The organism is Amycolatopsis balhimycina FH 1894 (assembly GCF_000384295.1).
Taxonomy (GTDB): Bacteria; Actinomycetota; Actinomycetes; order Mycobacteriales; family Pseudonocardiaceae; genus Amycolatopsis; species Amycolatopsis balhimycina.
In genome coordinates this window covers 3247601-3273132 of sequence record NZ_KB913037.1, presented here as the reverse complement: position 1 = coordinate 3273132, position 25532 = coordinate 3247601, and the positions used below count along the sequence as shown (strand labels likewise).

The window sequence follows — 25532 nt, the reverse complement described above, 5'->3', positions numbered from 1 at the left end:
CCGCCGTCCCCCCGTCCCCGTTACCTCAGTGGCAGAACGAGACTTCCGGATAACCCGGCTGGTCGAGCACCGGTCGCGCCTTGCCCCGCAGGTGCTGGTCGAAGAACGCGTTGACGTACGTCCGCGTGATCTCCTGGGTCCGCATCGCCGTGGTCGTCGCGCCGATGTCGATGCCGAACTCGTCGGCGACCAGGCCGACGTCGGTGAACGACGCGTGCTGCGTGCCCTTCACCTCCACCCAGCGCTTCCACCCGGTCAGCTGCGCCCAGTCCCGTTCCCAGGGCACGTTCCCCGGCGCGCAGACGGTTTCCACGCGCTGGTGGCTCACGAACATGAACGGCCGGGACAGCCCGGGCGGGGTCAGCTCGACTTCCGTCGTGCCGTCGATGTCCATCCCGGCCTTGATCCGCGGGTCGGCGACCATCGCCGGGATGGTGCTCGCGCCACCGATGGAGTGCCCGGCCATGCCGATCCGGGAACTGTCGATCAGCGGTGCCCACTTCGACCGGGTCAGCGAGTTCAGCACGAACGACACGTCGGCGGCCCGGCCGAGTTCGAGCTTCTGCCAGAAGGCGGAGTCGTGCGGAACGTCGCAGGACGCGCACCCGGCGAAGTGCCCGTCCGGGAAGCTCTGCCCGGCGTTCTCGTAGGTGTGGCCGACCACCGCGACGGCGTACCCGTGGCTCGCCAGGTCCTCGGCCAGCGCGCTCAGCGTGGCGCGGGGCTTGGTGTAGCCGGGCGACAGCACGATCAGCGGCAGCCCGTGCCCGGCCGGCCGGGCGCCGGCCACCGAGTGGGTCACCATCGTGGTGAGCAGGTCCGGCGCCACGTTCAGGCCGCTGTCCTTCAGCAGCGCCGCGGACTCCGCCGAGGTCAGGTACTGCGTCTTCGGTCCCGGTGCGGAAACCGCCGGGTAGAAGAGCGAGACCATCAGTTCCCGGTAGGGCACCGACGGCACCCACGGGTCGGGCCGTGAGGTGTCCTTCAGGTACACCGCCGTGCTGCCCACCGGCCGGTTGCCGGTCGGGGCGGGCAGGTAGGGCGTCGGCGTGTCCGCCGATGCCGCCGGTGTGGACAGGGTGAGCGCCAGTGCGGTGACGGCCAGGAGGCTCTTGATTCTCATCCGATGAAGGTCACTTCCGGGTAGGCGGGGGAGGGTGCGGCCATCAGCGGTTGCGGACGGCAGCGCAGGTGCTGGTCGAAGAAAGCGCTTACGTAGTTCCGCGTGATGGTCAGCGCGCGGTACGGGTCGATCGCATCGCCGAGGTCGACGCCCAGCTGGTCGGCGAGCACCCCGAGGTCGGTGAACGACTGGTGCACCGTGCCCGAGACCATGATCCAGCGCTTCCAGCCGGTCAGGTGCGTCCAGTCCGTTTCCCAGTCGTCGTACGGGCCCGGCGCGCCCGGCGTGTATTCGTCCATGCTGCCCACGAACATGAACGGCCGGGCCAGCCCGGACGCCGGGATCGGGACGTGGACGCTGCCGTCGAGGTCCGCCCCGGCGCGGATGCGGGGATCGGCCAGCATCGCCTGCGTGGTGATCGCGCCGCCCGCGGAGTGCCCGGTCATGCCGATCCGCTGTGGGTCGATGAGCGCACCCCACTTCGAAGACAGCAGGGAATCGAGCACGAACGACGTGTCCTTCGAGCGGACCTGCGCGAACTTTTCCCAGAAGCCGGGCTGGTCGTCGACCTCGCAGGCCGCGCAGCCGGTGACGTGGCCGTCGGGGAAGGTGGTGGCGCGGTTCTCGTAGGTGTGGTCGATCGCCGCCACGGCGTACCCGCGGCTGGCCAGGTCCTCGGCCAGTGCGGTGAGCGTCGCCCGCGGCTGGGTCCAGCCCGGGGACAGCACGACCAGCGGCAGGCCGTGCCACCGCCCGGCCGGTTTCGCGTCGACGACGGCGTTCGTGCGGACCGTGCTGAAGACGTCCAACGGCAGGCCAGGGATGTTCTGCCGCTCGAGGTTGAGTCTCGATTCGAGCGGGGTCATGTACTGCTTCTTCGGCCCGTTCGCCGAGGTCGCCGGGTAGAAGACGGAGACCATCAGCTCCCGGTAGGGCACCGACGGCACCCAGGGATCAGGCCGCGAAGTGTCCTTCAAGGACAGTGAAGTGACGCCGACGGGCTGGTGCCCGGTCGGGCGGGGCAGGTAAGGCGTCGTGGCCGCCGAAGCGGGAGACGCGGACAACGTGAGTGTCAATGCGGTGGCTACCGCGAGAGTGCGCATGATTCCCCCAGCCGGAATCGTCAGGACAGGTGGCGGAGGCGGCGGAAGCTGAACCAGGTGAGCAGGGCGGTCATCGCGAGGTAGAGCGCCAGTTCGAGCCACTGCAGCGGCCAGAAGCGGGAGCCCGGCTGGAAGGTCAGCCGCTGCTGGTAGCCGTGGGCGCCCAGCTGGGCCATGCATGTTTCCATCGTGCCGCGTTCCGGCGGGCCCGCCCCGGGGCCCGGCTTCGGGGCGCAGACCTGGATGAAGTCCGGCAGCGGGTCGGCCACGTTCCCGGCCGAGTCCACCGTTTCGTTCGCCAGTACCCACGCACCGGCGGGGTTCCGCACGCCGATCTGGGTGATGCCCTGCTTGTCGTTACCGGTGATGTTCGTGATGTCCTTGCTGACGATCGGGACCGTCTCGGTCTGCAGCGGCAGCAGGTACGGCCGCACGAAGTTCGGCACCAGGAGCAGCACGGCGGCGAGCACGGCGAGTGTGACGGCCATGGCGGCCACGGTCCGCTTCAGCAGCATTCCGATCGCGACGCCGAGCGCGAGGGCGAAGGCGGCGTAGCCGATCGGCACGATGCCGCGCGCGCCGAACACCACGGGCGCTATGCGCGAGACCATCCCGCGGTCGGTCTGCTTGGCCGCGAGCGCGTCGATCGGGCTCGCCCACCACGACACCGCCCAGCCGAGCAATCCGGCCACGACCATCGCGGCCAGCAGGCCGAACCCGAGCTTGGTGGTGAGCCACCGCTTGCGCGTGACCGTCTGGTTCCACACGAGACTGTGCGTCCCGCTCTCCAGCTCGCGCGTGATCATCGGGACGCCCCAGAAGACGCCGATGACCGCGGGCAGCAGGTACAGCGCCAGGATGGTGCCGTAGAAGAGGGTGTCCTCGTCGGAGAAGTCCGTGCGGCCCACCAGGTCCGGCCCGGTGATCGCGAGCACGACGGCGATCGCGATCAGGCCGGCGAACACCGACAGAGCGGGCATGCGGAACTGGCGCCAGGTCAGCCAGGTCATCGGAGGACCTCCAGGGCGGGGCGGGCGGCGGTGGGGTTGCTCATGTACTCGAGGACGAGGTCCTCCAGGCCGAGCTTCGCGACCGTCCACGCGGGATCGAGGATCGGCGCTTCGGTGCGGACGAGGACGGTGGTCTGGCGGTCGGTGTGCTTCGCCGAGACGACGTGCTGCTCCGCCGGCAGCGTCTCGACATCGCGGCGCGGCCCGGAAAGCCGGTGGTGCGTGGCGAGCAGCGTCTCCACTTCGCCGATCACCCGGACCTGCGAGTCCACCAGCACGACGAGGTGGTCGCAGACCCGTTCCAGGTCGTTGACCAGGTGCGAGGACATCACGACGGACAACCCGTGCTCGGCGACGGCCTCCATGAGGTCCTGCAGGAACTCGCGGCGCGCCAGCGGGTCCAGCGCGGCGACCGGCTCGTCGAGCAGCAGCAGTTCGGGGCGCTTGGCGATGCCGATCGTGAGCGCCAGCTGCGCACGCTGGCCGCCGGAGAGCTTGCCGGCGTGCTGCTTCGGGTCCAGCCCGAGCCGTTCGATGCGCTTCTCGGCCAGCGACGCGTCCCAGCCCGGGTTGAGGTGGGCGCCGAGCCGCAGGTGCTCCTCGATGGACAGTCCACTGTAGACCGGCGTGTTCTGGGCGACGTACCCCACCTTGGCCAGCTGGTCCGGGCCGCTGCCCGGCACCCCGCCGCACACCTCGATCGTGCCGGTCGTCGGCTCCAGCATGCCGGCCGCGATGTTCAGCAGCGTCGACTTGCCGGCGCCGTTGGGGCCGACGAGCCCGGTGACGTGCCCGGCCTCGATCTCCAGCGTGCAGCCGGTCAGCGCCTGCTTGCGCCCGTACTTCTTGCCCAGCCCCTGGGCTTTCAGGACAGTCACGCTATGTCCTCTCTGGCGGAGTCGCGAAACGTGGACATCAACAAGGCTTCGATGCTCTCCTCGTCGAGACCCGCCTTGCGGGCCTGGGAAAGCCAGCGGCGCAGGTCGCGCCGCAGCGGTCCGAGCACGGCGAACGACGCTCCGCCGTTCAAGGTCGCCGTCACGAACGTGCCGACGCCGGGCCGGGCCGAGACCAGGCCGTCGTGCTCCAGCTCGCGGTAGGCCTTCAGCACGGTGTTCGGGTTGATCGCGAGGCTCGCGACCACGTCCTTGACCTTCGGGAGCTGGTCTCCCTCGGACAGCAGGCCGAGGCGCAGCGCGTGCCGCACCTGCTGGACCAGCTGCTGGTACGGCGACAGGCCGGACCTCGCGTCCAGGTGGAACTCGATCATCAGCAACTCCATTTAACTAGGTGACTAGTACTATAGCTAAGTGGCGCTAGTAGGGCCAGTGATCTTTTTGGGCTGCCGGAGCCAACCTCGGTACCCCCTCGCCCGTCTGTGGAGGCGAAGTGATCGTTTTCCTCTCCGAAGGGACTTTTCGTGCCTCGTTTTTCTGGGGGAGGCATCGTGCGCGGCGTGGTCGTCGCGCTCGGTGTCTCGATGGCCGTCGCGGCGGGACCGGCGGTCGCGTCCGCGGCACCCGGCTCGATCGACAAGGTGCCGACGCCGCAGCTGAGCTGGACCGACTGTCAGGACGGCTTCCAGTGCGCCAAGGCTTCGGTGCCGCTGGACTACGACCGGCCGTCCGGCGCGAAGATCGACCTCGCGCTCATCAAGCTGCCCGCCACCGATCCCACCCACCGGATCGGCTCGCTGTTCGTCAACTTCGGCGGCCCCGGCGCGTCCGGCCTGCAGCGGCTGCGGGAGCGCGGCAAGTGGCCGTGGCTGTTCTCCGACGAGCTGCGCGCGCGGTTCGACCTGGTGTCGTGGGATCCGCGCGGAATCGCCAACAGTGCCGCCGTCCGGTGCTTCGACACCCTGGCCGAGCAGCAGTCGTTCTTCGGCTCGTTCCCGGAGATGCCGGGCGACCCGAGCGGCAACGCGGCCTTCTACGCGAAGTCGAAGGAGCTGGCCGACCGCTGCTCGGCGAAGGCGGGCCCCATCCTGGAGCACGTCTCGACGGCCAACACGGCCCGTGACCTGGAAATGCTGCGCCGCGCGGTCGGCGACCCGAAGCTGAACTACCACGGCATTTCCTACGGAACGCAGCTCGGGGCGACCTACGCGAACCTGTTCCCGAACCGGATCCGGGCGATGGTGTTCGACGGCACCATGGACTTCGCCGGCAACTCGACCGGCCAGAACGGCAACGGCAAGAGCGTCCCGCTGGACACCCGGCAGGACGTCGCGACCGGCATCGCGCAGACCTTCGAGCAGTTCCTGCGGCTGTGCACGGAAGCGGGCCCGAAGTGCGCGTTCTCTTCGGGTGACCCGAAGGCGAAGTGGGCGGCGCTCACGGCACGCGCCAAGCAGGCCCCGATCGTCAGCGACGGTGAGACGTGGACCTACTCGGGCATCATCAACGCGGCGGCCGACCTGTCCGACTCGCGGGGCTGGGCGGACATCGCCACGCTGCTGCAGCGTCTCTACGACGCTCCGGCCACTGCGGCCCGTACCGCCTCGGCGCTCGCCGCGCCGGCCGGTGAGCAGTACACCTCGAACCGCACCGAGTCGTTCAACGCCATCCAGTGCAGCGACAGCGACGTGCCCACCGACCCGGCGATCTACAGCCGCTACGCCGAGTCGGAGGACCAGCGCGTCCCGTACTTCGGGCGGATCGCGGTGCTGGACATGATGAGCTGCGCGTACTGGAAGGCGAAGGACACCGACCGCTACACGGGCCCGTGGAACCGCCCGACGTCGGCGGAGATCCTGGTGCTGAACAACCGCTACGACCCGTCCACCCCGCTGCCCGGCGCTCGTGACGGCGCCGCGGAACTGGCGCGGGCGCGGGTGTTCGTCACCGAGGGCTACGGGCACTCGTCGATGTACGTGCCGAGCACGTGCACCGAGAAGGTCAAGCGGGACTACCTGATCTCGGGGACCTTCCCGGCCGCGGGCCAGACCTGCGCGATCGACGCCAGCCCGTTCGCGGGCTGATCTTGATCGGGGCGGGCCGCACCGGCGACGGTGCGGCCGCCGCCGACGAAGGTGACGGTGAGCAGCTTCCGCCGTTGCGAGCCTCCCCCTGCTGTCGCCTCCGGCTTGACAGCGAGGCCGCCCGTCTCGCACTATGCGAACAAGTGTTCGATGATTGTCCTGGATTCGCCGGCGGGTTCCTCACGCGGGTGGCTTCCGGTACGAGTACGTGGTGCTGGAGGTGAGCGGTGGTGCCGGAGGCGCTGGCCGGGCTCACGGCCATCCCGGGGGTCCGCACGGCCGCGCAGCTGCGTGAGCCGGACGCGGGGCCGGGGGAAGTGCTGACGGTGCTGCCCGAGCTGGCCCGGCTGTTCCCCGGCGGCGGGCTGCGGCGCGGCAGCACGATCGCGGTGCGGGGTGCGACGTCCCTGGTGCTCGCGCTCCTGGCGGCGGCCACCCGCGACGGTTCCTGGGCGGCGGTGACGGGCCTGCCGGAGCTGGGCTTGGCGGCGGCGGCGGAACTCGGCGTCGACCTGGAGCGCGTCGCGCTGGTGCCGGACCCGGGCGCGGAGCTGGTGGCGGTGGTGTCGGCGTTGGTCGACGGGTTCGATCTGGTGGTCCTCGGCCCGGCGCCGGTGCAGCCGCAGGTGGCGCGCCGGCTGGCGGGCCGGGTCCGCAACCGGGGGACGGTCCTGCTGAGCGCGGGGTCGTGGCCGGGAGCGGACCTGGAGCTGACGGTGTCGGGCCGCCGCTGGCACGGTCTCACCCAGGACGGGCACGGCCATTTGCGCGCCCGCGACGTGGTGGCGACAAGCCGCGGCCGCGGGGCGGCGGCGCGGCCGTCGTCGGTGGAGTTGCAGCTGCCGGGGCCGGACGGAGCGGTCGCCGGGGGTGGCTTGCCGGGGCGGCGGCTGGTCGAGGTGGCCGGGTGAGCTTCGCGGCGCGGCGGTGGATGCACGGGCGGCCGGGGCGGGGGTTTCGGTCCGGTCGAGGCGCGGGATGAGCGCGGCACCGAGACCGGCTGTGCGCGTCGGCCGGCCTGGGTTGCCGGTGAGCGCGGCGCCGTGGCTGTTCGAGCGCACCCCGGAGCGCGGCTTTCCCGTGAGAGTCCCGGTTTCGCCCCGGCGGGCGCTGGTCGCCGGATGACCGATGCGCCACGGTTGCTCGTGCTGTGGTGCCCGGACTGGCCCGTTGTCGCCGCGGGGGCCGCCGCCGGGACCCCACCTACCGCGCCCGCCGCCGTTTTCTCCGGTAGCCGCGTCGTTGCCTGCTCCGCCTCCGCGCGCCGCGCCGGTGTCGGGCGGGGGATGCGGCGGCGGGATGCGCAGTCGCGGTGTCCGGAGCTCGTCGTGCACCAGCACGACCCGGACCGCGACGCCCGGCTCTTCGAACCCGTCGCCGCCGCCGTCGAGCGGCAGGCCGTCGGGGTCGAGGTCGTGCGGCCCGGCGTCGTCGCCGTGCCGGTGGCCGGGGCCGCCGGGTACTTCGGCGGGGAAGCCGCCCTCGCCGAACTGCTCATCGACGAAGTCGCCGCCCAAGCCGGCGTCGAATGCCAGGTCGGGATCGCCGACGGGCTCTTCGCCGCGACCCTCGCCGCCCGCCGCGCCGTCCTCGTGCCGGCCGGCGAAGCCGCGAAGTTCCTCGCGCCCCTGCCGATCACCGAACTGAACCAGCCGGGCGACGACCGCGGCGAGCTCGTCGGCCTCCTGCAACGCCTCGGCCTGCGCACCCTCGGCGCGTTCGCCGCACTGGCCGAGCGCGACGTCGCGGGCCGGTTCCCCCGCGACGCCATCGTGGCCCACCGGCAGGTGCGCGGCCTGGCGGAACGGCCCCCGCTCCGCCGCGCCCTCCCGCCGGACCTGGTGGTCACCGAGGAGTTCGACCACCCGCTGCACCGCGTCGACGAAGCCGCGTTCGTCGCGAAAACTCTCGGCGAACGGTTCTTCGCCGGGCTCGCGAACCACGGCCTCGCCTGCACCCGCCTGGCCATCGTCGCCGTCACCGAAGCCGGCGAGGAACGCGTACGCGTCTGGCGCTGCGCCGAACCCCTCACCGCCCGCTCGACGGCCGACCGCGTCCGCTGGCAGTGCGAAGGCTGGCTCACCGCCCGCGACCGGCCCACCGCCGGGATCGTCCGGCTGCGCCTCGACCCCGAAGAGGTCGTCGGCGGGCAAGCGTTGCAGCTGCAGCTCGGGTCGATGGGCCGCGACGCCGACGCCGCCGAGCGCGCCGGCCGTGCCCTCGTGCGGATCCAGGGCCTGCTGGGCCCGGACGCGGTCGTCACCCCGCTGCTGGACGGTGGCCGCGGGCCGGCCGAACGTGTCCGGCTCATCCCTTGGGGCGAGCCACGCCGTCCCGTCACGGCGGACCGGCCGTGGCCCGGTCGGCTGCCCGCGCCATCGCCGACGGTGGTGTCGCGACGGCCGGCGGTGGTGCTCGACGCCGTCGGCGACGTCGTTCGCTGCACGGAGCGTGGTGAACTCGGTTATCCGCCTGCGACCGTTGCCGTCGATGGTGGTCCGCCGCGGTGTGTTCTCGGCTCGGCTGGTCCGTGGATCGTGCGTCCCGCTCTGCCTTTGCGCCGTGGCGAGCCGCCTCTTGTGCGGATCCAGGTTGTCTTGGAGGGGGATGTCGCGTTGTTGCTCAAGGCTGTTGTCGGAGAAGATCCACAATGGACTGTCGAGGGTTGGTACGACTAGACTTTCAAGATGCGGCTTCGCCGTGGGCCTTTTGCGTGGGGTGTTCCGGGGCTGTGACAGGTCTGCTTTGGTGGTACCTGATCGTGTGATGACAGGTGTTCGATTGTCGGTATTCTTGAGTTATGGCCGAACAGGTGATCTGGCAAGCCGATGCGGTGGCACTCGCCGACCGTCTCGGTGCGCTGTTCGCGTCCATACGGTCCGCCGAAGCCGAAATCGGGGCGTTGTTGGTGGAGATCGAGCAGCGGGGTGTGCTGGAACTGTTCGGCTACCGATCCGTTCCCCGTCTCCTCGAGCATCTAGTGGATGTCCCGAAATCCTCGGCCGAGCGGTTGGTGAAGCGGGCGCGGGCGGTCAATCCCGGTGTGGGCCTTGATGGCACTCCGATTCCCGCAGTCGCTGCTGCCACGGGCGTTGTGGCTCGGTCGGGGCGGTTAAGCAATCCGATGATCGATGTGATCGTCGGGGTGTTGCAGGATGTTCCGCCCGAGCATCGTGAGGGTGCCGAGCAGCATCTGCTCGCCCTTGCTGAGGAGGCCGGGCATCGGCAGGTCGCCGCGCTCGGCGCCCGGATCCTGGCCCATCTCAACCCCGACGGCGCTGAGCCGGATGACACCGAAATCGCCATCCCGACCCGGGAACTGTCGCTGCGGCGCAAGAGAACCGGGATGTGGGAGATCAGCGGCAAACTCGACGACGAGACCGGTGCCCGCGCCAGTGCGCTCCTCGACTCTCTCGCCCAGCGGCGCAGCACCGACGAGGGTCCCGACCTGCGCTCGCCGCAGGAACGTTACGGTGATGCGTTCTCCGACGCGATCGACCTGGCGTTGAACACTCCGGAGTTGCCGAGGCAGGCCGGTGAACGCGCGCACGTCATGGTTACGGTCTCTCTGGAGGACTTGAAGTCCGGGGTGGGCATCGCGCTCCTCGGCGACACTGGGACGATCTCGGCGGCGGAGGCGCGGTTGCATGCCTGTGACTGCAACATCATCCCCGCGGTGCTCGGTGCGAAGAGTGAGCCTCTGGACCTGGGGCGCTTGCGTCGCCTGGTCAACCCCGGACTCCGCCACGCTCTGTATCTGCGTGACCGGGGCTGTGCGTTTCCTGGGTGTCATCGGCCGCCGCGACACTGTCAGGGGCATCATCTTCGTCATTGGGCGGATGGTGGTCCGACAGAGCTGGGGAATCTGGTGCTGACGTGCGCTCACCACCATAGGCTGTTGCATCGCTCCGGGTGGGAAGTCCGCATGGCCGCCGACGGTCTCCCGGAGTTTCTGCCCCCGGTGTTTCTGGACAAGCGGCGAAAACCCAGGCGCAACAACCTCCACCAACCGCTGCCCGTCGCGGCATAACCGAACAGGGGACAGGCCCGCAGCCACACGGCTACGGGCCTACACCCACGTCCGTCAAATGCGGGATCGGTCCGACGAGCCGACCACCAGGCAGGCCGCTCACCGTCGGTGAAAGGCAGTGACCAGGAATCCCGCTGCAAGCGCGAGATCTTCCTTGCGGTGACAACAGCGTGAGGGTTCCGCTCTCCGTATGCACCCGTTGTGCCGGAAATTCCCGAAACGAGAGGGAGTCGTCAGCCGACGGCGACGCGGTGCCCGGCGCCGTCCGGCTCACCGTCTACGGGTAGGTCCTCACGCGGCACCGAGCGGGACCGCCGCGATGTGACTTTGCTCGGTCCACAGTTGACACCAACCCGGCCCCGGCTCAGGATCGAACCACAGTATTCGTCCGTGTGTTCGAACAGTAGTCGCTGGCTTCCCCACAGCGAAATCGGTGGGAGCTGGTGTTGGCCTTCAACAACCCGAACGTGCCGTGGTCCGAAGTGGAGCGGATCGCCTCCGGGCGGCCTCCCGTTGCCGGCGACGGGAACGATGCCCCGGCCTGGTCGCGCAAGCGCGAAGGCTATGCCGGCGCGCCGCTCGACCTCCAGAACCGGCGGCGACGGGACGACGGCGGGGACCGGATCCGTGCCCCCTACGCCGAACTGCACGTCCACTCCAACTTCAGCTTCCTCGACGGCGCCAGCCACCCCGAAGCGCTGGTCGAGGAGGCCGCGCGGCTGGAGCTGGACGCGCTCGTCCTCACCGACCACGACGGCATGTACGGCGCCGTGCGGTTCAACGACGCCGCGCGCGAACTCGGTGTGCGGGTCGGGTTCGGGGCCGAACTGTCCCTCGGCCTGCCCGGCCCGCAGGCCGGCGAGCCGGACCCGAAAGGGTCACACCTGCTGGTCATCGCCCGGCAGCAGACCGGTTACCACCGGCTGTGCCGCGTCATCTCGCACGCCCAGCTCGCCGGTGGGGAGAAAGGCCGCCCGGTCTACGACGTCGAGGAGCTGGTCGACGAGCTGGCCGGGCACGTCGTCGTGCTGACCGGCTGCCGCAAGGGCGCCGTCCGCCGCGCGCTCGCCGACCGCGGGCCCGCCGCCGCGCGCGCCGAGCTGGGCCGGCTCGCCGACCGGTTCGGGCGGTCGCACGTCGCCGTGGAGCTGATCGATCACCGGCAGCCACGGGACGACACGGCCAACGACCTCCTCGCCGGGATGGCCGAGGAGCTCCGGCTGCCGACGGTCGTGTCCAACAACGTGCACTACGCCCGCCCGGACGACGCCGTCGTGGCGGACATGGTGGCCGCGGTCCGGGCGCGGCGGCCCGCCGAAGACCTCGAAGGGTGGCGGCCGCCGTCGGGGCAGGCGTTCCTGCGGTCCGGGATGGAACAGCGGCGCCGGTTCGAGCGCCGCTACCCGGGCGCGGTCGGACGCGCCGCCGTGCTCGGCGTCGAGGTGGCGTTCGACCTGCGGCTCGTCGCCCCCGACCTGCCGCCGTTCCCCGTCCCCGCCGGGCGCGACGAGATGTCCTTCCTGACCGAGCTGACCTGGCGCGGGGCGGCGAAACGCTACGGGACGCGGGAAGACAACCCGAAGGCGTACGCGCAGCTGGAGCACGAGCTGGCCGTGATCGAGACGCTGAACTTCCCCGGGTACTTCCTGGTCGTGTGGGACATCGTCCGGTTCTGCCGGGATGCGGACATCCTCTGCCAGGGCCGGGGATCCGCGGCGAACTCCGCGGTCTGCTACGCGCTGGAGATCTGCCACGCCGACCCGGTGAAGTGGAACCTGCTGTTCGAACGGTTCCTCGCGCCGGAGCGGGACGGGCCGCCGGACATCGACATCGACATCGACATCGAGTCCGGCCGGCGCGAGGAAGCCATCCAGTACGTCTACGAAAAACACGGCCGGTTCCACGCCGCCCAGGTCGCCAACGTCATCACCTACCGGGCGCCCTCGGCCATCCGCGACGCCGCCAAGGCGCTCGGTCACAGCCCCGGGCAGCAGGACGCCTACGGCGAGCTCGTGGACCGCTGGGGCGGGGTCGCCGCCACGAAACACCAGGCGGCCGGGGTGATCCCGGACGACGTCCTCGAGCTGGCTGCCCGGATCGAAGACTTCCCGCGTCACCTCGGCATCCACTCCGGTGGCATGGTGATCTCGAAGCAGCCGGTGTCCGAAGTGGTCCCGGTGGAATGGGCCACGATGGCCGGCCGCAGCGTCCTGCAGTGGGACAAGGACGACTGCGCCACCGCCGGGCTGGTCAAGTTCGACCTGCTCGGCCTCGGCATGCTTTCGGCGCTGCACCACATGATCGACCTCGTCGCCGAACACCATGAGTCCACTGTGGACATCGGGAAACCGGACCTGGCCGACCCGGCCGTCTACGACATGCTCTGCGAGGCCGACGCGGTCGGCGTGTTCCAGGTTGAATCCCGCGCCCAGCTGGCCACGCTCCCGAGGCTGCGGCCACGGGAGTTCTACGACCTCGTCGTCGAAGTGGCGCTGATCCGGCCCGGCCCGATCCAGGGCGGCTCGGTGCACCCCTACATCCGGCGCCGCCGCGGTGACGAGGAATGGGAGCACGCGCACCCGCTGCTCGCGTCCAGTTTGGACCGGACGCTCGGGGTGCCGCTGTTCCAGGAGCAGGTGATGCAGATGGCCGTCGACGTCGCGAGCTTCACCCCGGCCGAGGCCGACCAGCTTCGCCGTGCCATGGGCGCCAAGCGGTCCAGCGCGAAGATGAAGGCGCTGATGGCGCGGTTCTTCGCCGGCTGCGAGGCCAACGGGATCGGCCGCGAACTCGCCACCCGGATCTTCGAGCAGATCCACGCCTTTTCCGGCTACGGCTTCCCGGAAGCGCACTCGATGTCGTTCGCGCTACTGGTTTACGCGTCGGCGTGGGTTCAAGCGCTACTACCCGGCCGCGTTCTGCGCCGGGCTGCTGCGCGCCCAGCCGATGGGCTTCTACAGCCCGCAGTCCCTGGTCACCGACGCCCGCCGCCACGGCGTCCGCATCCGCGAACCCGACATCAACACCAGCCTCGCCGACGCGACGCTCGAACCCGGCCCGGAAAGCACCGGCGGTGTCGCGCTCCGGCTGGGTCTCGCTGCGGTCCGCCACCTCGGCGACGACCTCGCCCAGGAGATCGTCGCCGAACGCGACGTCAACGGCCCGTACCCGAGCATCGGTGACCTGACCCGCCGGGTGCGGCTGAAGAGGAACGCCGTCGAAGCCCTCGCCACAGCCGGGGCGTTCGGCGGGTTCGGCGGCGACCGGCGCCAGGACCTCTGGGCCGCCGGCGCCGCGGCGGCCACCCGGCCCGGGCACCTGCCGGGCCTGGCGACGGGGCTCGACGCGCCCGCGCTGCCCGGGATGACCCGGCTGGAGGTCACCGCGGCGGACCTGTGGGCCACCGGCGTCTCGCCGGACAGCCATCCGGTGGAGTACCTGCGGGAACTGCTGACCCGGCGCGGTGCGATCACCACCGCCGAACTCGCGCGGGTGGCGGACGGGACGCGGGTGTGGGTCGGCGGCGCGGTCACCCACCGGCAGCGCCCCGCGACCGCCGGGGGGATCACCTTCCTCAACCTCGAAGACGAGACCGGCATGGCCAACGTCCTTGTCTCGCCCGGGCTTTGGCAGCGACAGCGGCTCGTCGCCCGCACCAGCGCCGCCCTGCTCATCCGCGGCCAGGTCCAGGCCGCCGAAGGCGTCGTCACCCTCGTCGCTGACCGGCTCGAAGCGGTCGACCTGTCGATGGCGACCACGCCCTCGCGCGACTTCCGGTGACGGCCGGCCGGCGCCTCCGAGGTGTAGGATCCCAAAATCGTTGACACTTTCCCAAAAATCTTGGCATCGAGATGGCACCAGTGCCATGAAATTGGGATTGATCATTCCTCGATACTGCTGGGCCGTTCGAGCGGGATTCCGCGACGCGGGGCGATCGGTCTGCGAACCCCAGGTTGCGGTGTAGCCCTGACGCCGTCGAGCAGCTCATCTGCGGCAGGGCGCGTCATGACGGCTGTGTCGAACGGCCTGTCGGCATCTGTTCGAGTCCGGCTTCCGCGCCCGGTAACGATTGAGGTGGTGTGTACGACTGCAGGGGTACCCGGAATCGCGGAGGTGACCGACATGGTGCGTGATGGCAGGTCATTCGCAAGTCTGGTCGATGGTTCGGCCCGTCAGGGGCTGTACGGCGGATTGCTGCTCGGCGCGGCGGAGGTGACGGTGCTGTTCGTCAGCAACCTGGCCCTGCCGGTGGCCGCGGCCCAGTGGAGCGGACGCGATCCCGTCGGCTTCGGGCTGCTGGCGCTATACGCGGCCGGGTTCGTGCTCATCGGGGCCCGCGCGGAACAGCGGGCCGGGACCCGTTGGGCGGGAGCGCGCGCCGGAGCCGTAGCCGGATTCGTCGTTGCGACGTTCTTCGTGGTCACGTTCTCCGTGCTGTTCACCGTGTTCTACGCGACGATAATCCAGCGTCCGAGTCATCTGGGTGCCACGCACGCGTCACTGAACGGCATCCTGATGGGCGCGGTGTTCGTCGTGCCGATGGTGGTTACGCCGGTTGCCGCACTCCTCGGCGAGGTCGGTGGCTTGTTCGTCGTGGCACGACGCAAAATGGCGATCCGCTGATCGCACCGGCATGGCGGCTCGCGAGCGTTAGGCGCGCTGGGCCGTTCGAGTGGGACTCTGCGACGCGCCGTTGTCGATCGGTCTGTGAACGCAGGTTGAGATGTAGGCCTGACATCGTCGAGGAGCTCACCTGCGGCAGGGAGCATCATGGCGGCTTCTGTTCGCATCCGGCTTCCAGGCCAGGAACCGGAGGTTGTGGCCCCCTGGCTCGAAATAGATGTTCAAATCTTGAGTGCGGCGGCGCCCTGGCGAACTTTCCGTTTCCACCGGGGACGGCGTCACTACTCAGGAAGCTACTGGTCAGCGACTGGACGTACTGGGTCGCCGACCTGGCCAACGGCCACTTCAGCCTGTCCGGCCTCCGAGAAGCCTTCCTCGGCATCCGCATCGAGTCATGACGCCTGGGGGCAGGACCAGCTCACACTTCTCAGTCTCACGGCATGCGACCTCGCGGTGCAGGATGATCCGGCCCGGGTTGCGCCCGGCCATGCCCATGTCCATCAGCTGGACCCGGTCGGCACCACGGACACGGCCCCAGGTTTGCCCGGTCGACACCACTGCTGACCACCGCGCGACCCCGGGCATTGCGCTGACCAGCCTCGACCCACAGCAGCTCGCCCGACCCTCGACCGCCGTCGACTTGGGCATCCCGGTCATCACTAGGAGGCGGTGACGATGCCCGCCAAGGCCGGCTTGCCGCCCGCTCCCAGGCTGTTAGTCCAGATAAGGAACTATGCCGAGTTCCCTGCATCGGCCCTTGCCGCGAGAATCCTATATATGTAGAGTTATTGCATGGCTCGGACCCGGGCGGCATCCCCGCAGACCGTCGGTGTTCTGCAGCAACTCGCGCAGAATGCCCAGGACTGGCAGTACGGTTACGACCTCAGCCGGAGCACCGGGCTCAAGTCGGGCACCCTCTACCCGATCCTCATCAGGCTGGCCGAGTGGGGGTGGCTCGAGACGCGCTGGGCCGAACCGGAATGCATTGGCCGGCCTGCCCGTCATCTGTACCGCCTGACCACGGACGGGATGGCCGCGGCAGCAACGCTCACTGCTACCGCGGAGGCTCGCGGAACGGCGCAACGGCGTCCGAGACCGGCGCTGTCATGAAACGCCTGGACCGTGTAGCCGGATCGGTGGCTCGCCAGCTGCTTCGCTGGGTGGCCAGCGGGCGCGGCCAAGAACTTACTTGGGTTCGTGCGCTGGGCTCCGAGTTGGACGAGATCGCGACGGGGTGGTCGCAACTGCGCTGGGCCCTCGGCGCAGTTCGGCTCCGGTGGATCGAATCGAGCCCGGCCCGCCGGCACCGTTGGCACATCCGGCTGCGGTGGATCGAATCGGCGGGTGGCCTCGGTGGTCTCCACGTCTACGGTCCCGCTGTGGCCGGGGGTATCGGGATGTCGCTGTGGGTCTATGCGAATCGTGGTGCCGACGCGCCACTTCCGCTAGCTGCGGCGGTTCTCGCCGGACCCTACTTCGCCGTGATCGGGTTCTGCTGGGCCCGGCGACGGACCGCGCCGATCGCGGCTGCGGTCGGTGCGATCACCGCCGTGGTCGGCTTCGAGGTCGTCACGATCGGTACGGCGGTGTACACCGTGGTCACCGAATCCTTCCCGAACGCGACGTTATGGGTCGGATTCGGGATCGGATACGTATTGCCGGTCGGATTCGTCGGAGCCATCACCGGACTCGCCGGCGCCATTGCCGCACACCCGATCTCCAGCATCCGCGCGATCCGCCGAGCAATCGTCGAATCTCAGGAGGATTGAGAACGCAGCGGCCGACCTGCTCGGGTCGGGCCAGTGTCGAGTCGTTCTCCGCTTCAGTTCCGCGACCAGCCCGAAACATCCTTCTGCGCGTCAGCCGGCCGTCGACGTCGGCGAACGACAACACCATGTTCTGAAGCCCACGCGATGGTGCGTTTCGGATGCCCTGCCTCCGCCGCGATCACGGTCGGGCGGGCTGCTGCTGGAGGATGTTCTCGAGCACGGTGCGTGCCGAGATCGCCGGCCGCCCGAGCAGGGTCTGGAGGGCTGGGTCGGTGACCGCGAACTGGCCGGCTCGGGCGGCACGGAACATGCCGAGGGTGAAGTCGGCCGCATCTGCCGGCATGCCCTGGGCGGTCACCGTCGCCTTCCACTCCTCGTCGTCCACGACGACCCGGGTGATCGTCCGGCCGGTGAGGTCGCTGAGGATGCGCGTGACGTCGGAGAAATCGAGCAATTCGGGGGCGGTCAGGGGCGGAGTCACCCCGTCGAGCGCATCGGGACGGGTCAGGGCGATGACGTCGGCTTCGGCGAGGTCGGCGTGTGCCGTCCACGAGACCGGGCCGTCGGCCGGGAGCCGGAACTCACCGGTCTGCAGCGCGGCGGGCACGTAGTACTCGAACGTGCTCGCGTAGAAGCCGTGGCGCAGCGCCGTGTACGCGACATTCTGCTCGGCCAGGTGCGCCTCAGCCGCCGCGTGCTGCCGGCCGGGATCGAACAGCGCGTCGGGTGAGGCCACCTGGTGGCTGGTGTAGAGCACGCGTGCGGCGCCGGCCCGCACGGCGGCGTCGATCGCGGCCCTGCTCGCCGTGGCGGCCTGGAGGCCCCGGATCGCGGCCGAGACGACGAGCACCTGGTCGGCGCCCTCGAACGCGTGGTCCAGAGACGCCGGGTCGGTGAAGTCGCCGGCACGGACACGAACTCCGCGGTCGGCGAGCGCTACGGCCTTGTCCGTGTCGCGCACGCTCACGCCGACGGTGTCGGCGGGCATGCGGTCGAGCAGCTTCCGGACGATCTGGGACCCGAGACGACCGGTGGCCCCGGTAACGATGATCATGTCTTCCTCCAGTGCGAACCAGTGATTCACTCATGACGGTATCACTGATTCGGATCACTGGTAGCACTTGGCTGATATCATCGATCCATGCCGGTGCCGCCCGACGTCGAAGCCCACGCTGACACCCAATCCACGATCGTCGCCGCCGCTGCTCGCCTGCTCCACGAGGGCGGTGTCCGCGCCGTGACCACGCGTGCGGTCGCCCAGGCGGCGGGCGTACCGCCACCGACCATCTTCCGTCTCTTCGGCGACAAGGGCGGCCTCCTGGAGGCGGTCGCGGAGCACGTGATGACGGACTACGTCGCCGACAAGGCGGCGAAGGCCGCCGACGAGAACGGCGACCCGGTTGACGACCTGCGCGCCGCCTGGCGCACGCACATCGACTTCGGCCTCGCCAACCCCGGCGTGTTCCTGCTCCTCGTCGAGCCAGGACGCCTGCAGCGCACTTCCGCCACCACCGCGGGTGTCCAGGTGCTGCGCGCCCGGGTCGCGCGAGTGGCGGCCGCGGGGTTGTTGAAGACGTCGGAAGCACGCGCGGTCGACATGATCCACGCCGCCGGCAGCGGCGCCGTGCTCGCGCTGCTGAGTCAGCCGGAGGACCACCGCGACACCGGGCTCGCCGATGCGCTGTTGGATGCGGTGCTCGGCGCCATACTCACCTCCACGCCGGCGCCGCCCGCCTCCGGCCCCATTGCCCTCACTGTCGCATTCCGAGCGGCACTACCTCGGCTTCCGGCGCTCAGCGACGCGGAGCGGACCCTCCTGTCCGAGTGGCTCACCCGCGCCGTCGCCGAACTCCAGGACCGACGGGATCGGTGACCGGGACCGCACGCAGGTCATGCAAGATCGACATGTCACGCCCGGCGAAGCTCCGCACCTACTTGCTTTCGGGCCGCCTCGGTGGTTCTCTCCTGAGAGCGCTCCCAGTCATCCGTTCGTGCCCTACGAGTGAGGATGGACCTTCATGACAGCTCGACGTCTGCGCTGGGCAGTGTGGCCGGTGATCGCCGTGCTCGCCGCGGCGGTATGGGGAATGGGGGCCATCGCCGGGGCGGCGACCACACCCGCGGCGACGGTCACCGTCAACGCCCGAGCCGGGCTGGCCACCATGCCGGACACCGGGATCGGCATCAACCACGCGGTGTGGGACAGCCAGCTGGGGACCGACGAGGTGGCTGACCTCTTCGGCGCGGCCGGTGTCCGCACGATGCGGTACCCCGGCGGTTCCTACGGCGACATCTACCACTGGAAGGACAACACCGCGCCGGGTGGTTACGTGGCGCCGAACACCGATTTCGACACTTTCATGGGCGGTGTGCGCAGAGCCGGCGCCCAGCCGGTCATCATCGCCAACTACGGCACCGGAACGCCGGCGGAAGCCGCGGACTGGGTCCGGTACTCCAACGTGACCAAGGGCTACGGCGTCAAGTACTGGGAAATCGGCAACGAGCTCTACGGGAACGGGCACTACGGGGCGAACTGGGAAGCCGACAACCACGCCGACAAGAGCCCGGCGGCCTACGCCAACGGCGTCGTCGCCTATGCCGACGCGATGAAGGCGGTCGATCCGGGTGTCAAGATCGGCGCCGTGCTGACGACCCCGGGGAACTGGCCGGACGGCATCGTCGGCTCCGGGGACACGGCGACCTGGAACCAGACCGTGCTGTCGATCGCGGGCCCGCACATCGACTTCGTCATCCTGCACTGGTATCCCAGCGGTTCGACGGCGGCGGAAGCGCTCGCCAAGCCGGAGCAGGTGAACGACATGATGTTCGCGGCGCGCGAGCAGATCACGCGGTACGCGGGCGCGAACTCCGGCCGGATCGGCGTCGCGATGACCGAGACCAACACGCCGGTCGGGATGGACACCCAGCCCGGCGCCCTGTTCGCCGCCGACACCTACAGCTCGTTGCTGGAGAACGGCGTGTTCACGATCAACTGGTGGGACACGCACAACGGCGGCACGAAACTGTCCACTGTGGCCGGCTATCCGGACTACGGCGACTCCGGGCTCCTCTCCAGCGCCACGTGCCTGGAGGGCGGCGTCTGCGAGCCCGCGCTCAACACGCCCTTCGCGCCGTACTACGGCTTGAAGATGCTGAGCACGTTCGCGCGTCCCGGGGACCAGTTCGTCCGCGCCGGCGCGGACGACCCGCTCGTCGGCGCGCACGCCGTCCGCCGGGCGAACGGCGACCTCGCCGTGCTGCTGCTCAACAAGGACCCCGACCAGGCCAGGGCGGTGACCCTGGACTACGCGGGCTACACGCCGTCGGCGGCCGCGCCGCAGGTGTTCACCTTCACCAACGGCGCGACGGCGATCAGCAGCGCCACGACCGGGACGAGCACTTCCCAGACCCTGCCGCCGTATTCGCTGACGACGCTGGTCCTGCACACTGCTGCTTCCGGCGCGTCCGCCGGGCCGGGGACGCCCGGGCAGCCCAGCGCGACGGCGACCGACCGGACCGCGACGATCACCTGGGCCCCGGCCGCGCCCGGCGGCCACCCGATCGCGAAGTACGAGGTGTACCGGCAGCTGGGCACCACCAGCGAACAGTGGGGTGAGGCCACCGGCACGTCCCTCGACGTCGGGAACCTCGTCCCGGGCAGCCGGTACACCGTCAACGTGCTGGCGCGGGACACCGCCGGGAACGTGTCCTGGGCGTCGCCGCCGTTGACGTTCACCACCGGCGCACCGGCGGCGAGCAGCTGTGCGGTCCGGATGACCGACGTGACCGACTGGGCGAGCGGCTTCGTCGGCGGCATCCACGTCACCGCGACCGGCGTCGCGGGGGACTGGACGCTGACGTTCAGCTGGCCCACCGCGCGGCAGCGGCTCACCGGCGGCTGGAACGGCACCTGGGCCCAGAACGGGACGACGGTGACGGTCACGTCGTCGGCGCCGACGGCCTCGGGCGTGGACGTCGGGTTCACCGCCGACTACGGCGGGCCGAACATCCTGCCGACGGCGTTCAGCCTCAACGGCGTCGTCTGCGCGGCCGGCTGAGCAGGTGTCTTGAATGACTCATTCAGGGCTTCGGACCCGGATCCACCGATGTGATTTTTGGTGATCTTGGGGCTGGGTTGTTGATCTTGTTGTGGGTGGTGGGCGTGCTGGATCGTGCTGGCTGGTCCAGCTCGTCCACGGTGAGGTCTCCGGTCGTCGGGGCAGGGGCTCAGCGGAGCGGTGGTGGCCCTGCGGTGCTGGTGAACAGGCCGAGCCAGCTGTCCTGCCAGGGCCAGTTCTGCGGGAGCCGCAGGGTGAGAGTGCGGGCGGTGCGGGTGACGCGGGCGGGAACGGCGATCAGCTGACGGCGGAGGGTGGCGGTGCGGGCCCGGGCGTGCGCCTGGCTGGCCAGGACACCGAGGGTGCGCAGCAGGTTGTGGGTCAGGGCTGTCAGGGTGAGCCAGGCTTGATTGGCGTGGAACTGCCCGGAGGGGAAGTGCGCCAGGGCGGAGTTGTTGAGGTCGGCGAAGACCTGCTCGATGGTGCCGGCCCGGCCGCGGTGCTGTTTCTCCGCATCGACGGTGTTCAGGCCGGTGTTGGTGAAGATGGCCTGGTAGCGCCAGACGGGGAACAGCTCGCCCTGTTCGCTGCGGGTCTCGACGCGGTAGCGGCGCACGATCAGCCGGGCGGAGATGGGGCCTTGCGGGTGTTCGGTGGAGTTGGTGAAGGCGGTGTAGCTGGTCTCGGCGACCTGCGCGGTGTGGATCCAGGTCCCGGTGTCCTGATCGAATACCGGGGTGGCGTAGGTGATCGGGGTCCAGGCGTGCTCGTCGATGCCCTCGATCACCGGCTGCAGGCCGGGATGCTGGCGCATGGTGATCGAAAACCGGGCCCCCGCCGCGATGACGGCGTGGATCAGGGAACAGACGTAGTAGCCGGAATCCGCACGCACCAGCAGGTTCCCGGTGGCGCCGCAGCCACGGGCGGTCCGCAGTGCCTGCTCCACAAACGAGGTGGCGTTGCGGCGGGTGTCGGCCTGCCCGCCGCGCAGCCGGGTCGCCAGCAGCACCGGCGCCGCGATCGGGGTGGACAACGTGGCGGCGAGGAAGTGGTAGCCCCGCACGTGGGTGTAGCCGCGGTTCGCACCGACCTTGCCGTGACCGTAGACCTGGGTGATCTTCGAGTCCACGTCCAGGATCGCGTACTCACCCACCCCGGGCAGCAACCGCCCGCCGGTGGCCCGGGCCAGGCGGATCAGAACCTGCGCGGCGAACGCCTCCAACGCACCGGCGTGGCCGATGTCGAACCCGCGCAGGAACGTCCCCAGCGTCGACGGTGCCCGGACCCCGCGAAACAGCCGGTGCATCGCGCCGGCCCGCAGCACATCCAGATCGTCGATACTGTCCGCGCCCGCGGCCATGCCCGCGACGATCGAGAGCAGCTTCGCGCTCGGGTTCGCACCAGCCGGACCAGGGATCCTGATCCGTTCGGCCGCCAGATCGGCGAAGCCGACATTCTCGGCCAGTCGCAGCAAGGGCAGCAGCCCGGCATGGGACACGACGCTCTGATCGTCGAACCTCGCCGCCACCCTGCCCCAGGTATGAGATGCTCGCATCCAGCAGATGCCCTCTCACTTAAGGTCTGTTTGTTCCCTAGACAAGAACAATCATCCCAGGTCAGAGGGCATCTGCCCGTTTACGACATACCCCCAGCCAGCACATTCACCGGTGGATCCGGGTCGGAGGTCCTGAATGAGTCATTCAAGACGTTTCGACGTGCTAGGACTGGCGGATCAGTTCGTCGGCGACCCAGTGGGCAACCCCGTCGGGGTACGGGTTGGCCAGGCCGAGGACGATGTGCCCGAACCCCGCGTCGGCCGCCTCGGCGATCTTGCCCCGGGTCTCTCCCGGGTGCTCGTAGTCGACCGGCAGGAAGATCGAGCGGGTGATCTCCGCCGGGTCGCGGCCGATCTCCTCGCAGTACTTGTCGAGCAGCCTGCTCCGGCCGGCCAGGTCCTCGATGTCGCCGCCGCCCGGGATGTTCCAGAGGTCGGCGTGCTCGGCCACCACGCGCAGTGTCGCGCTCGCCCGGCCGCCGATCATGATCGGCGGGTGCGGCCGCTGCACCGGCTTGGGGTTGCCGAACGCTCCGGTCAGCCGGACGTGCGAACCCTCGAAGTCGAACGGCGCGCCGTCCGTCCACAAGCGACGGATGACCGTGCAGGCTTCGGCCAGCGCCGCCACCGCGTCGGCCTGGTCGTGGTACGGCAGGCCGTGCGCGTCGTACTCGCGCCGTGCCAGCGGATGGCTCGGGCGGGAGCCGGCGCCGATGCCGAAGTCGAGCCGTCCGCCGGAGACGATGTCGACGGTCGTGGCGATCTTCGCCAGCACCGCGGGCGGCCGGAACCGGTTGCTGGTGACCAGCAGGCCGACGCGCATCCGCGACGTCTGCGCCGCGAGGGCCGAAAGCAGCGTCCAGCCTTCGAAGATCGGGCCGTCCGGATCGCCGCCGATCGGCATCAGGTGGTCGAACAGCCACGCGTGCTCGATCTCCGGCACGGTGTCGGCTTCCCGCCACACACGCAGGATCTCGTCGTAGCCGGCCTGCATGGGCGCGGTCATGATGCCGAAGCGGGGTGTCATCAGCGCCTCCGGAGCGACGGGTCGAGCAGCGCGGGCGGGGTGTCGAACTTTTCGTCCGGGGCCAGGTCGGTGCCGGGGGCGACGACGCCGTCGATCTCGTCGAGCACGTCGGCGGGCAGCACGGTGTCGGCGGCCGCGAGCTGCGAGCGCAGGTGCTCCAGCGTGCGCGGGCCGATGAGCGCGCTGGTCACGGCCGGGTGCGCGGTGACGAAGCCGAGCGCGAGCTGGATCAGGGAAAGTCCCGCCTGGTCGGCGATCTTGGCGAGTTTCTCGACGGCGTCGAGCCGGGCGCGGTTGGCCGGGACGTCGAGGTCGAAGCGCTGCGGGACGACCTTCGCGCGGCTGGTGCTGATTTCCCGGTCCGCGCGGATCGCGCCGGACAGCCAGCCCGAAGCCAGCGGGCTCCACGCCAGGACGCCCAGTCCGTACTCCTCGGTCACCGGCAGGACGTGGGTTTCGATGCCACGCTGCAGGATCGAGTAGCTGGGCTGTTCGGTGACGTACCGGCCGAGGCGGTGCTCGCGGGCGGCCCACTGCGCCTGGACGATGCGGTACGCGGGGAAGGTCGACGAGCCGAAGTAGCGGATCTTGCCCGCGCGCTGCAGGTCGGTCAGTGCGGAAAGCGCTTCCTCGTCGCTCGTGGTGGGGTCCCAGCGGTGGATCTGGTAGAGGTCGACGTGGTCGACGCCGAGGCGGCGCAGGCTGTCGTCGAGCGCGGTGACCAGCCAGCGGCGGGAGTTGCCGCGGTGGTTGCGCTCCTCGCCCATGGGCATGGTCGCCTTCGTGGCCAGCACGATGTCGTCGCGGCGGCCGGCGATCGCCTGGCCGACCATCGTCTCCGACTCGCCCTGGCCGTACATGTCGGCGGTGTCGATCAGGTTGATCCCGCCGTCGAGTGCGGCGTCGACGATGGCGGTGGCCTCGTCCTGCGTGGTGCGCCCGATCGAGCCGAAGTTCATCGCGCCGAGCGCGAGGGTGCTGACCTGGACGCCGGTGCGGCCCAAGGTGCGGTACTGCATGGGGGTTGCCTCCGTGGCAAGATGAGCAAACGGAACGTTGCTCCGCTAACGATACGGAACATTGTTCCGCTTAGCAAGGGAGGGCTGGTGGGCGAGCGCAAGCCCAAGCGGGCGGATGCCCGGCGCAACGAGAAGGCGCTGCTGGACGCGGCGGCCGCGGTCTTCGTGGCGTCCGGGGTGGACGCGCCGGTGCGCGACATCGCGGCGAAGGCCGGCGTCGGGATGGGCACGATCTACCGCCACTTCCCGACCCGGGCGGACCTCATCATCGCCGTCTTCCGGCACCAGGTGGACGCCTGCATGGAGGCGGGACCGGCCCTGCTGGCTTCGAACGAGTCCCCGTACCAGGCGCTGGTGCAGTGGGTCGATCTCTATGTCGACTTCATGGCGACCAAGCACGGGCTCGCCGGTGTGCTGCAGTCCGGCAACGCCGGCTTCGGGTCACTGCACGCGTACTTCCTCGATCGCCTGGTGCCCGTGTGTGCCGAGCTGCTCGACGCGGCGGCCGCGGCCGGCGAGCTCCGGGCCGAGGTGCGGCCGCTCGAACTCATGCGGGGAGTCGGCAACCTCTGCGTCGGCGCGGACAGCGATCCGCAGTACGACGCGCGCCGGCTGGTCGGCATCCTCGTCGCGGGCCTGAAGTGCGAGACCATGGAGGCATGACGGCGTGGCGGGAGTTCGAAGCGGCGGAACCGGAGTTCGCGCGGCTGGTTCGGGAGTTGTTCGACGCGCACAAGCACAAGACCATCGCGACCTTGCGGGGCGACGGGTCGCCGCGGATCTCCGGGATCGAGACGGTCTTCGGGGACGGCGAACTGACCTTCGGCTCGATGCCGAACGCGCGCAAGGGCGCTGACCTGCGGCGCGACCCGCGGTTCGCGCTGCACAGCGGGACGGTCGACCCGGTCGAAGGCGCGGAGGCGCAATGGCCGGGGGAGGCGAAGATCGCGGGCCGTGCGCTGAGTGAAGACGGCGAGCGGTTCCGGGTGGACGTCGCCGAGGTGGTGCACACCCACCTGAACACGGCGGCGACGCTGCTGGTCGTCGAGTGGTGGACGCCCGAAGGTGGCCTGCGCAAGGTCGAACGCGAGTAGTCCGATGTTGTGAACGACTCTTTCCTGACGTCCGGCGACAGGAAAGAGTCGTTCATGACGTCGATCGGTCGGCTGGAAATTAAGTCAACTGCTTGACTTAACCACCGGGCGTCGCCATGCTCGGGGCAGCGGACATTCACC

At 70.0% G+C, this 25532-nt stretch carries 20 protein-coding genes and 1 pseudogene; 12 read left to right on the top strand and 9 right to left on the bottom strand.

All coding sequences use genetic code 11. The features are described from left to right. Window positions 1-25: 25 nt before the first annotated feature. From A3CE_RS0113945 to A3CE_RS0113925, 5 genes are read right to left on the bottom strand one after another with little or no spacing between them, the layout of a single operon-like run. Window positions 26-1123 carry an alpha/beta hydrolase family protein gene (locus A3CE_RS0113945; protein WP_020640707.1) on the bottom strand — a complete coding sequence of 366 codons (1098 nt, stop codon included), beginning with the start codon at window positions 1121-1123 and terminating at the stop codon, window positions 26-28. Then, window positions 1120-2226: an alpha/beta hydrolase family protein gene (locus tag A3CE_RS0113940; protein ID WP_026468463.1), complete on the bottom strand. Its 1107-nt coding sequence runs from the start codon at window positions 2224-2226 to the stop codon at window positions 1120-1122. The genes A3CE_RS0113945 and A3CE_RS0113940 overlap by 4 nt, the downstream gene beginning before the upstream one ends. Before the next feature lie 20 nt (window positions 2227-2246). After that, window positions 2247-3236, bottom strand: a complete 990-nt coding sequence (locus A3CE_RS0113935; RefSeq protein ID WP_020640705.1) for an ABC transporter permease subunit — start codon at window positions 3234-3236, stop codon at window positions 2247-2249. Beyond that, window positions 3233-4114, bottom strand: a complete 882-nt coding sequence (locus A3CE_RS0113930) for an ABC transporter ATP-binding protein (RefSeq protein WP_020640704.1) — start codon at window positions 4112-4114, stop codon at window positions 3233-3235. The genes A3CE_RS0113935 and A3CE_RS0113930 overlap by 4 nt, the downstream gene beginning before the upstream one ends. Next, window positions 4111-4506 carry a GntR family transcriptional regulator gene (locus tag A3CE_RS0113925; RefSeq protein ID WP_020640703.1) on the bottom strand — a complete coding sequence of 132 codons (396 nt, stop codon included), beginning with the start codon at window positions 4504-4506 and terminating at the stop codon, window positions 4111-4113. The genes A3CE_RS0113930 and A3CE_RS0113925 overlap by 4 nt, the downstream gene beginning before the upstream one ends. Before the next feature lie 177 nt (window positions 4507-4683). Here A3CE_RS0113925 and A3CE_RS0113920 point away from each other — a divergent pair, with 177 nt between their 5' ends. The 8 genes and pseudogenes from A3CE_RS0113920 (at window position 4684) to A3CE_RS56490 (ending at window position 16638) form a co-directional block, all read left to right on the top strand. Further along, window positions 4684-6216: an alpha/beta hydrolase gene (locus tag A3CE_RS0113920; RefSeq protein WP_020640702.1), complete on the top strand. Its 1533-nt coding sequence runs from the start codon at window positions 4684-4686 to the stop codon at window positions 6214-6216. A 227-nt stretch (window positions 6217-6443) separates the two neighbouring features. Further along, entirely contained in the window at window positions 6444-7127 is a 684-nt protein-coding gene (locus A3CE_RS0113915; protein ID WP_020640701.1) for a hypothetical protein, read from the top strand. Window positions 7128-7337: 210 nt separating this feature from the next. Continuing rightward, window positions 7338-8894 (top strand): DNA polymerase Y family protein, encoded by a 1557-nt coding sequence (locus A3CE_RS0113910; RefSeq protein WP_043790844.1) that lies wholly within the window; start codon window positions 7338-7340, stop codon window positions 8892-8894. 122 nt (window positions 8895-9016) lie between these two features. Next, complete coding sequence (locus A3CE_RS0113905) at window positions 9017-10246, top strand: HNH endonuclease signature motif containing protein (protein WP_020640699.1); 1230 nt, start codon at window positions 9017-9019, stop codon at window positions 10244-10246. A 446-nt stretch (window positions 10247-10692) separates the two neighbouring features. Beyond that, window positions 10693-14026: pseudogene (locus A3CE_RS51085) on the top strand (error-prone DNA polymerase). A 333-nt stretch (window positions 14027-14359) separates the two neighbouring features. Then, complete coding sequence (locus A3CE_RS0113895) at window positions 14360-14869, top strand: hypothetical protein (protein WP_125592468.1); 510 nt, start codon at window positions 14360-14362, stop codon at window positions 14867-14869. Window positions 14870-15661: 792 nt separating this feature from the next. Continuing rightward, the gene (locus A3CE_RS0113890; protein ID WP_020640696.1) at window positions 15662-15979 is read left to right on the top strand and encodes a PadR family transcriptional regulator; all 318 of its coding nucleotides are present in this window, start codon (window positions 15662-15664) and stop codon (window positions 15977-15979) included. Continuing rightward, window positions 15976-16638, top strand: coding sequence for a hypothetical protein (locus A3CE_RS56490; RefSeq protein ID WP_125592466.1), 663 nt, complete (start codon window positions 15976-15978; stop codon window positions 16636-16638). Before A3CE_RS0113890 ends, A3CE_RS56490 begins: the two co-directional genes overlap by 4 nt. 178 nt (window positions 16639-16816) lie before the next feature. Here the strand turns inward: A3CE_RS56490 and A3CE_RS0113880 are convergent, their stop codons facing one another. Then, window positions 16817-17692, bottom strand: coding sequence for an NmrA family NAD(P)-binding protein (locus A3CE_RS0113880; protein WP_020640694.1), 876 nt, complete (start codon window positions 17690-17692; stop codon window positions 16817-16819). Window positions 17693-17779: 87 nt separating this feature from the next. Between A3CE_RS0113880 and A3CE_RS0113875 the strand changes: the two genes are divergently transcribed. Continuing rightward, window positions 17780-18511 (top strand): TetR/AcrR family transcriptional regulator, encoded by a 732-nt coding sequence (locus tag A3CE_RS0113875; protein ID WP_020640693.1) that lies wholly within the window; start codon window positions 17780-17782, stop codon window positions 18509-18511. Between the two features lie 145 nt (window positions 18512-18656). Continuing rightward, window positions 18657-20696 carry a cellulose binding domain-containing protein gene (locus tag A3CE_RS0113870; RefSeq protein WP_245589516.1) on the top strand — a complete coding sequence of 680 codons (2040 nt, stop codon included), beginning with the start codon at window positions 18657-18659 and terminating at the stop codon, window positions 20694-20696. 169 nt (window positions 20697-20865) lie between these two features. Here the strand turns inward: A3CE_RS0113870 and A3CE_RS0113865 are convergent, their stop codons facing one another. The 3 genes from A3CE_RS0113865 to A3CE_RS0113855 form a co-directional block, all read right to left on the bottom strand. Beyond that, window positions 20866-22224: an IS1380 family transposase gene (locus A3CE_RS0113865; protein ID WP_020640691.1), complete on the bottom strand. Its 1359-nt coding sequence runs from the start codon at window positions 22222-22224 to the stop codon at window positions 20866-20868. Between the two features lie 190 nt (window positions 22225-22414). Next, window positions 22415-23278, bottom strand: a complete 864-nt coding sequence (locus tag A3CE_RS0113860; RefSeq protein ID WP_020640690.1) for an LLM class flavin-dependent oxidoreductase — start codon at window positions 23276-23278, stop codon at window positions 22415-22417. Beyond that, window positions 23278-24297, bottom strand: a complete 1020-nt coding sequence (locus tag A3CE_RS0113855) for an aldo/keto reductase (protein ID WP_020640689.1) — start codon at window positions 24295-24297, stop codon at window positions 23278-23280. Before A3CE_RS0113855 ends, A3CE_RS0113860 begins: the two co-directional genes overlap by 1 nt. An 87-nt stretch (window positions 24298-24384) precedes the next feature. Here A3CE_RS0113855 and A3CE_RS0113850 point away from each other — a divergent pair, with 87 nt between their 5' ends. Both A3CE_RS0113850 and A3CE_RS0113845 read left to right on the top strand, forming a co-directional pair. After that, window positions 24385-24960, top strand: coding sequence for a TetR/AcrR family transcriptional regulator (locus A3CE_RS0113850; RefSeq protein WP_020640688.1), 576 nt, complete (start codon window positions 24385-24387; stop codon window positions 24958-24960). Continuing rightward, the gene (locus A3CE_RS0113845; protein WP_020640687.1) at window positions 24957-25391 is read left to right on the top strand and encodes a pyridoxamine 5'-phosphate oxidase family protein; all 435 of its coding nucleotides are present in this window, start codon (window positions 24957-24959) and stop codon (window positions 25389-25391) included. Before A3CE_RS0113850 ends, A3CE_RS0113845 begins: the two co-directional genes overlap by 4 nt. Window positions 25392-25532 lie beyond the last annotated feature (141 nt).

Bases quoted from the DNA above. Each gene is read 5' to 3' on its own strand.
- A3CE_RS0113945 (WP_020640707.1), bottom strand. From the start codon at position 1,123: ATGAGAATCAAGAGCCTCCTGGCCGTCACCGCACTGGCGCTCACCCTG.
- A3CE_RS0113940 (WP_026468463.1), bottom strand. From the start codon at position 2,226: ATGCGCACTCTCGCGGTAGCCACCGCATTGACACTCACGTTGTCCGCG.
- A3CE_RS0113935 (WP_020640705.1), bottom strand. From the start codon at position 3,236: ATGACCTGGCTGACCTGGCGCCAGTTCCGCATGCCCGCTCTGTCGGTG.
- A3CE_RS0113925 (WP_020640703.1), bottom strand. From the start codon at position 4,506: ATGATCGAGTTCCACCTGGACGCGAGGTCCGGCCTGTCGCCGTACCAG.
- A3CE_RS0113910 (WP_043790844.1), top strand. From the start codon at position 7,338: ATGACCGATGCGCCACGGTTGCTCGTGCTGTGGTGCCCGGACTGGCCC.
- A3CE_RS0113905 (WP_020640699.1), top strand. From the start codon at position 9,017: ATGGCCGAACAGGTGATCTGGCAAGCCGATGCGGTGGCACTCGCCGAC.
- A3CE_RS0113890 (WP_020640696.1), top strand. From the start codon at position 15,662: ATGGCTCGGACCCGGGCGGCATCCCCGCAGACCGTCGGTGTTCTGCAG.
- A3CE_RS56490 (WP_125592466.1), top strand. From the start codon at position 15,976: ATGAAACGCCTGGACCGTGTAGCCGGATCGGTGGCTCGCCAGCTGCTT.
- A3CE_RS0113880 (WP_020640694.1), bottom strand. From the start codon at position 17,692: ATGATCATCGTTACCGGGGCCACCGGTCGTCTCGGGTCCCAGATCGTC.
- A3CE_RS0113875 (WP_020640693.1), top strand. From the start codon at position 17,780: ATGCCGGTGCCGCCCGACGTCGAAGCCCACGCTGACACCCAATCCACG.
- A3CE_RS0113870 (WP_245589516.1), top strand. From the start codon at position 18,657: ATGACAGCTCGACGTCTGCGCTGGGCAGTGTGGCCGGTGATCGCCGTG.
- A3CE_RS0113860 (WP_020640690.1), bottom strand. From the start codon at position 23,278: ATGACACCCCGCTTCGGCATCATGACCGCGCCCATGCAGGCCGGCTAC.
- A3CE_RS0113855 (WP_020640689.1), bottom strand. From the start codon at position 24,297: ATGCAGTACCGCACCTTGGGCCGCACCGGCGTCCAGGTCAGCACCCTC.
- A3CE_RS0113845 (WP_020640687.1), top strand. From the start codon at position 24,957: ATGACGGCGTGGCGGGAGTTCGAAGCGGCGGAACCGGAGTTCGCGCGG.